Below are 7,111 nucleotides of genomic sequence, written 5' to 3'. Positions count from 1 at the left end.
CCCGGTCCAGAACCTCAAGGACTGGTACGCACAACACCCAGAGTTGTTCCGTAAACAGGTATACGACCAATCAGGTCTTGACACTTAGACTCAGTTTTCAAACGCAACACCTGTTGGCAGGGAGGATAGGGCGTTGCGATGGCGAAAAGATATAGACATTTGAGCGCGGGCTAGCGTGCGGTGATCGTCTGCGAACGCGAGCACAGTAGTAGAGTGCGTGCGATCGACGTCTGCTGTCAGCAGGGTTGCCGCAGCGAAGTGGCAGCGCCGCCCTGAGTGTCAAGACACTCAATCGCTCCGAAATGGTCCCGAAATCCGGCGCCAGGCCGTCCACCGAGGCCAAAAGGTTACTGGGCAGACGGCATTCACACGATTGGCAGGGCATTAGGTCTCCATGAGACTCATTGCGGCGCCGCCACATGCGCTACCTCCCGGATTCAGCACACCTTTATGACGTTCTCTACCAGGGGCTGAGCCCAAACCTTCCGATATCAACGTCAGCCTTTGTCAGGTTGGCGGAACCTTCTGCACCTATGTTGAAGGGGCAAATCCCGTCTTGCTTACACGCTCTATGGAAGGAGGTCGTCATGTCGCAAGACTCCTCATCTTCCCGGACCCAGGATCAAACGTTAGCCGCCGGCGGAGACGCCTCGCAGCACAACGAAACCGACGGCGCGACGCTTTCCAACAACTTCGAGCAGCAATTCCGGCAATCCTTTGGCGTGCTGGCCGGCTATCTGCCCAAGGAAGGCCAACAACTGGGCTTCTGGCTCAGTGAGCTAGCCCGCCGGTCCCAGGAGGTACGAGCGGCCGACCCGGCCATGGAATACCAGCCGTCCGTAGCGGCGATGGAGGCGATGCTCGCGGCGCATCCTGAGCTGTACCAGCAGGTGCAGGAGATGGTCGCGCAGGGGCTCAAGGTGCACGAGCAATACGAGCCCGACATGAAATACGGGATCAGGACGGTGGAGGACATGCTGGATGCGCTGAACTACATCATCCAGCGGGCGCCGGCCTACGACCCGGATAAACCCCACTACGCCTTTCCCGTCTCCGGGCTGTTCGTGTACATGATGTACACCCCGGCCGGCACCGAAGTCTTCACCAATACACTGTTCAACGACATGCTGCGGGACGTGCTCGACGCGTGGTGCGCCTACCTGGATTCACCCGCCTCGCTGGACGTGATCACCACCGCCCCTGATGGCTGGCTCTCGCCGGCATCCTATGCCCACAACAACCTCGACCAGTTCGTCACCCAGGCCGACCGGGAGAAGGATCCGGTCCACTGGGGGTTCACGTCGTTCAATGATTTCTTCCACCGCCAGATCATTCCCATCTGCCGCCCGCTGGACGGGCCGGACAACCCCCGCGTGGTGGTATCGGCCAATGACGGCACCGTGTATCGCATCGCCCGTCAGGTGAAGCGGGAAGACGACATCTGCACGAAGAGCCAGAACTACTCGCTGGTCGACATGCTGGACGACAGCCCCTACGTGGACGAATTCGTGGGCGGCGACGTTCTGCAATCGTTTCTGAGCGGCAACGACTACCACCGCTGGACCGCCCCCATCGCCGGGGAAGTGATCGAGGCGCGGGTGATACCCGGCTTCATGTTCAGCGAGCTGCTCTCGGAAGGGTTCGACCCTTCGGCCGGGACCCAATCCCAGGGCTATCAGGCCAACGTGAACACGCGGGGCCTGGTGATCATCAGGAGCCCGGATCCGGCGCTTGGCCTGGTGTGCGTGATTCCCATCGGCATTACGGAAATCTCCTCGGTCGACATCCAGGTCGATGTGGGGCAACAAATCGAAAAAGGGCAGGAGCTCGGCTGGTTCAGCTACGGCGGTTCCAGCATGTGCCTGGTTTTCCAGCCCGGCGCCATTGCCCAGTTCACGGTGCCGAATCCGCTCCCCCATAACGACTCGGACAACGGCCCGTTCATACGCGCCAGGGCCCAGATCGCCATCGCGGCGCAGAACGCTACCAAGGACAGCAAGCAGTCGGGGGCGACATGACCATGGATTCTTCGCAACTGAAACAACCCCTGCGCAGCGAGGATGAATCCGACAGCATCAAGGCGCGGGACCCGAAGTGCCTGCCGGCGGACCTGGCCTGCGTCAGGGCCATTGCCCAAGCGGCCGCCAATGTGGAGCTATTCACCATCCCCCTGTACATGACGGCGCTCTACTCGGTGAAGGGCATGCACCAGATCACCAGCGCCGGAAGCTCGCTCTACCAGGGGCGCTGGTGGCCGGGAGCGGCCACCACGCCGAGAACCGTCGGTCTGTACGACGATCGGCAAAGCTGGAAGGACCGCCCCCTCACCACCAACGAGAAGGTGTTCAACAGCGTCTACAGTGTCTTCATCGAAGAGATGCTGCACCTGCAGCTGGCATCCAATATGGCCAGCGTGATCGGGGTGACGCCCAGCTTCACCAGCCCGGCGCTGCAGACGGAGACCTATGGCTGGCACTGCTACGACAATCGCACGGCCATCCCTCACATCCTCGACCTGGAGGACTTGAAGCATCCGGTGAAGCAGAGTTTCTTCCAGCATGCCCAGACCGATGCGCTGCGTGTGCGCCTGCGGGAACTGGACCTGACGCAGCTGGAGCTGTTCCTGCTGATCGAGGAAACCAGCGAGCGCGCCACGACCCTGCTCAATAACGAGGAGGTCGAGCGCCCGGACGGCAGCGAGACCCTCAAGTACTTCTCCAGCACTCCCTTCGACTGGTTCACCGCCACGATGACCGAGGAGAATCTGCCCTACTTCGGTTCCATCGGCCACATGTACCTGTGTTACTGGGACTACCTGGAAATCGCCTACACCGATGGCACCACACTGCTGGGCAAGCTGATCGAGCAGCGGGATGCCATCCAGCGGGACCAGTTCAACGCCGAGCAGGCAAAGCCCCAGTACCCGGGCATCGACGGCACCATCGACGACGGACAGACCACCGATCTGGACGTGATCAAGGCGAACCTGCTGAACAACGTCAACGCCATCACCGACCAGGGCGAAGGGAAGGAAGTCGTTCCGAAGATCCTCGCCAAGTGGTCCGACCAGCCCTGGGTTCAACGGTTTCAAGGCCCGGACTTGCGCCAGGGCGAGCTCGACGCCGTCCAGAAACCCTTCCAGCCGGACCCGGAAGCCCTGATGACGGATTACCCGGGCTACAACGACAAGGGGCAGCAGACCGCCATATCCGGCAATGCCCAGGCCCGGATCGACACCAAAGACCAGGACCACTTTGAAATCTTCACCCAGGTGAAGCAGTGGATCAGCGAAAGCAGCGATTACGAGACCTGGGCCGACTGGCACAAGGCGAACCCCGGCCACCCCTGGAAGGCGGAGATGCTGGGGACTGACGGGGAAACCAGCTCCAAAGTGCCGAGCACCCAGCAGATCGCCGACGCCCTTAACCGCCTGAACCAACCCGACCGGCGCGGCGAGGCCCACCATACCTTCAGCCAATCGGCGGTGGGCACGCTCAAGGGCCTGACCACGCAACTCAACAAGTACTGGAACCAGGAAGAGTGGCAGTTCCCGTCCCCGGCCATGGTGGGCTCGGGGGACCGGGTGTCCATTTGCTGGGCGGTCACGGGCCAGGTGCCCAACCTGGTGGACGGTATCGCCTCGCCCAAGAGTGACGTGCTCTACCACGCCTGCCAGGGCATGGACTATATGAGCGACCAGCCGGGCGGCAACGACTGCGCGCATGTGGTGACTTACCACAGCTGCAAGGGTTCCAACGCCTGCAAGGCCCAGGGCGGCTGCGGATTCGTGCAAAGCGCCAGTGGCGGGGGCAGTTGCGGCGGGCACGCGGCGAAAGGCGTCAAGAGCGCCCCGGCGGACAATCTGTGCGGCGGTTTCGGGGGCTGCGCGGTGCCCATTTCCGCTTCGCAGCTGTTCCCGAAGCTCAGCGACGACTGTTACCAGATGCAGTTGTACGAATACGGCAGCGCGCCGGACTTCAAGGCGACCAAGATTCCCTACTGCGAAGACCCGGTCGAGCGGACCCAGTGCAGCGACACCATGCCTTACGAGCCCGGTGACGCGGTGTACGAGATCGCCTGGAAGGCCTTCTGCCAGGCCAAGGGCCTGTCCAACTGCGATCCGCCCGAACCCAACGACATCCGGCTCGCATTGCCGCCTTCAACCTGAGGGAGGCTTATGCTCCGCGAGCATTCGACATCGGAGCGGGGCCCGGCACAACCGGGTCCCTCTGCCGCTGAATTCCCGTGCCTGGGGCTGGGTGTCGGCCTGCGCACCCAGCATTTCCACTACCTGATGCACCACGACGACCCGATGGTCGACTGGTTCGAGATCATCAGCGAGAACTTCATCGACAACCACGGCTACGCCCGCCATGTACTGGACCGGTTGCGGTGCCAATGCCCCATCGTCATGCATGGCGTGTCGATGAATATCGGCAGCACGGACCCGCTGGACTTCGAGTACCTGGGCAAGCTGAAGGCCCTGGCCGAGGCCATCCAGCCGCAGTGGATCTCCGATCACCTGTGCTGGACCGGGGTGGCCGGCGTCAACAGCCACGACCTGTTACCCATGCCATTAACCGAAGAGAGCCTGTGCCATGTGGCACGGCGCGTGGAGCGTGTGCAGGACTACCTGGGCCGTCCCCTGGTTCTGGAGAATCCCTCCACCTACCTGCAATACCAGCATTCGACGCTCACCGAATGGGATTACCTCGCCGAACTCGTGACCCGGACGGGCTGCAAGCTTCTATTGGACGTCAATAACGTCTACGTCACCTGTTTCAATCACGGCGAGGACCCGGAGCACTACATCCGCCAATTGCCCCATGACAGCATCGTCCAGATCCACCTCGCCGGCCCGTCGGATCATGGCGATATCCTGATCGACACCCACGACGGGCCGGTGCCCACGCGGGTGTGGGAACTCTACCGGCTGGCGCAACGGCTGACGGGCGGCGTATCCACGCTCCTGGAGTGGGATGCGCGCATTCCCCCTTACCCGGAACTGGTGGCCGAAGTCCGGAAAGCGCGGTCCGTCATGGCCGGGATCCTGCCCGAATGCGAAGCCACCGCCGCGGGCAGCGGTCTGCCCGTTTCCAATCCGCTGGTGAGCTGAGCCATGCCCGATCCGTCCCTGTCACAGGTTCAGCACTGGTTCCGCCACCTGCTCACGGAACGGGGCAGCCTGGGCGAGAAACTCCGGGAAACCGCCCACCACCAGGGCCTGACTGCCGATGCCGTGATCAGACATGACAAGGGCTCGTCGCCGTACACACGACTGAACATCTACGCCACTGGGTACGTGATGCGCCTGGTGGAATCGCTCAGCAACGAGTATCCGTTGCTGTACCGGTTCATGGGCGAAGAGGTCTTCACCACCTTTGCCAAGGCCTATATCGTGACGCGGCCGTCCAGGACCTGGAGCCTGTTCGAACTGGGCCGCGGATTCGCGTCCTTTCTCGATGCCTCCAAACCCCAATGGCCAGCGGCCCCCGAAGAGCGGGCGTTGATCGAGTTGCCGGCCCAGATCGCGACCTTCGAGCGGGCCAGGACGGAGGCGTTGCTGGCCAGGGGTCTGGAGGACGCGCCATCCGCCACAATTGAAACCCTCGACCCGTTACGCCCGCTGCTTGGCGACCTGCAGATCGTCACACCGCCCTGCCTAAAGCTGTGCCGGCTGGCCTATCCGATTCCGGCAATGGCCGTGCAGTGGGAGCAGGACGAGGAGGCCGACATCCCCCCGGCCGGGGATTATCCTGTGGCGGTGTCCCGGGTGGACTACCAGCTCAGGGTCCTGACGCTGGAAGCCTGGCAGTATGACCTGTTGCTGGCCTGCCGACAGCCCACCTCGGTGGTGGAGGCGCTGCCGCCTTTGGGACCGTCGTCCGGCCAGGTTGACCGGTTCGCCCATGTCCTGGCCTGGCTACCTCTGGCTTTCGAAAACGGCCTGCTCACACCACCGCCACGTCAATCAGCAACTGATAGCCTCGACCCCGCGCGGCCTTGATACTGTTCGGCGGGGCGTCCGGGGATTTCAGCTTACGCCGTAGCCGGCTCACGGTGGCTTCCAGCCGGCGCTCGTCGTAGTAGCGGACATCGTGACCCAGGGATTCCGTCAATTCCCGGCGGGAAACGGGGTCCGGCGCGGCCCGCGCCAACCGGTCGAGCACAATGCCTTCGGCGGCGGTCAAGGCGGTGGCGTCGCCGTTGGGGGCGTACAGATAACGCCTGGCGCGGTCCAGATGATAGGGCATGTCAACTGTCGGGCGTTGGGCCCGATCGAGCTGTCGCGAGGAAAAGTGGTCCTGCAAACGGGGCAGCAAGGCTTGCGCGAAAGCCGGGGGCAGTTGGGCGACGGGGCGACTGCCGCGATTTTGCAGCAGACACTCCATGTCGGCTGTAACGTCATCCGTATCGACCACGATCACCACCCACATGACACCCCTTCCTTCTGGCTTGACCGGCTCGAATACCGTCGCGGCGCTCGACTTCCGTGCCCTACGATAGGCTGTCGGCGGCAGCGTGACAGCGGTAGCGAAGGGGACCACCGTCAACCTTTATGCATCCCGCTTGAATTTACGTTTAATAGAGCCAACAAACATCACGTTAACACGATGATTCTAGCTGCAATCCACTGTGCTCCGTGTGTGCACTGACTCGAAACGAACTGAAACGGATGTTTATTCGACAACTCACGAGCGGGGATGCGGCCGATTTTATGGAGTTGCGGCTTGCCGGGCTGAGTGAATGCCCAACGGCGTTCGCATCGAGCTACGACGAGGAGTGCGGAGCCGCGATCGATGAAGTATCGAGTCGTATTGCGCCAGGCTGCGGATCGGCGGTCTTCGGCGCCTTTGGTGATTCATCGGTATTGATCGGTACGATCGGCGTACGGCGCGAACATCGTCGCAAGATGCGCCACAAGGGCGTCATCTGGGGCATGTACGTACGGCCAGAATACCGAGGTGCCGGCGTCGGACGCGTTCTACTGAGGCGAGCGGAATGTGTCAACCTTTTTCCGACAGTGCCGGCGTTTTTTCCTAATGAATCATTGGACGGCGGCATCGGCATACGCGTAGACGCCTCCGTGGGTGGCCTCCAGTAGTTCCTC

The 7,111-nt window shown here is 62.3% G+C and carries 6 protein-coding genes; 5 read left to right on the top strand and 1 reads right to left on the bottom strand.

Features of this window, described 5'->3' with window-relative positions:
- Positions 1-587 precede the first annotated feature (587 nt).
- The 4 genes from ACPEES_RS22645 to ACPEES_RS22630 are packed head-to-tail and all read left to right on the top strand — an operon-like array spanning position 588 to position 6,007.
- On the top strand, positions 588-2,018 hold the full coding sequence (locus ACPEES_RS22645; RefSeq protein WP_435106648.1) for a phophatidylserine decarboxylase associated domain-containing protein: 1,431 nt from the start codon (positions 588-590) through the stop codon (positions 2,016-2,018).
- A gap of 2 nt (positions 2,019-2,020) precedes the next feature.
- Positions 2,021-4,168 (top strand): ferritin-like domain-containing protein, encoded by a 2,148-nt coding sequence (locus tag ACPEES_RS22640; protein ID WP_435106646.1) that lies wholly within the window; start codon positions 2,021-2,023, stop codon positions 4,166-4,168.
- A gap of 9 nt (positions 4,169-4,177) precedes the next feature.
- The gene (gene bufB, locus ACPEES_RS22635; protein WP_435106644.1) at positions 4,178-5,116 is read left to right on the top strand and encodes an MNIO family bufferin maturase; all 939 of its coding nucleotides are present in this window, start codon (positions 4,178-4,180) and stop codon (positions 5,114-5,116) included.
- Positions 5,117-5,119: 3 nt separating this feature from the next.
- Complete coding sequence (locus ACPEES_RS22630) at positions 5,120-6,007, top strand: HvfC/BufC family peptide modification chaperone (protein ID WP_435106642.1); 888 nt, start codon at positions 5,120-5,122, stop codon at positions 6,005-6,007.
- Here ACPEES_RS22630 and ACPEES_RS22625 read toward each other — a convergent pair.
- Positions 5,952-6,437, bottom strand: a complete 486-nt coding sequence (locus tag ACPEES_RS22625) for a winged helix-turn-helix domain-containing protein (protein ID WP_435106640.1) — start codon at positions 6,435-6,437, stop codon at positions 5,952-5,954. The genes ACPEES_RS22630 and ACPEES_RS22625 overlap by 56 nt on opposite strands.
- 239 nt (positions 6,438-6,676) lie before the next feature.
- Between ACPEES_RS22625 and ACPEES_RS22620 the strand changes: the two genes are divergently transcribed.
- A complete protein-coding gene (locus tag ACPEES_RS22620; protein WP_435106638.1) occupies positions 6,677-7,105 on the top strand; it encodes a GNAT family N-acetyltransferase in 429 nt (142 codons plus the stop codon).
- Positions 7,106-7,111 lie beyond the last annotated feature (6 nt).

Origin of the sequence: Arhodomonas sp. AD133 (genome assembly GCF_051195215.1) — a bacterium.
In the GTDB taxonomy this organism is placed as follows: domain Bacteria; phylum Pseudomonadota; class Gammaproteobacteria; order Nitrococcales; family Nitrococcaceae; genus Arhodomonas.
This window is presented reverse-complemented; position numbering and strand designations above follow the sequence as displayed.

Coding starts and splice junctions, on each gene's coding strand:
- ACPEES_RS22645 (WP_435106648.1), top strand. CDS start 588: ATGTCGCAAGACTCCTCATCTTCCCGGACCCAGGATCAAACGTTAGCC.
- ACPEES_RS22620 (WP_435106638.1), top strand. CDS start 6,677: ATGTTTATTCGACAACTCACGAGCGGGGATGCGGCCGATTTTATGGAG.
- ACPEES_RS22625 (WP_435106640.1), bottom strand. CDS start 6,437: ATGTGGGTGGTGATCGTGGTCGATACGGATGACGTTACAGCCGACATG.
- ACPEES_RS22630 (WP_435106642.1), top strand. CDS start 5,120: ATGCCCGATCCGTCCCTGTCACAGGTTCAGCACTGGTTCCGCCACCTG.
- ACPEES_RS22640 (WP_435106646.1), top strand. CDS start 2,021: ATGGATTCTTCGCAACTGAAACAACCCCTGCGCAGCGAGGATGAATCC.
- bufB (WP_435106644.1), top strand. CDS start 4,178: ATGCTCCGCGAGCATTCGACATCGGAGCGGGGCCCGGCACAACCGGGT.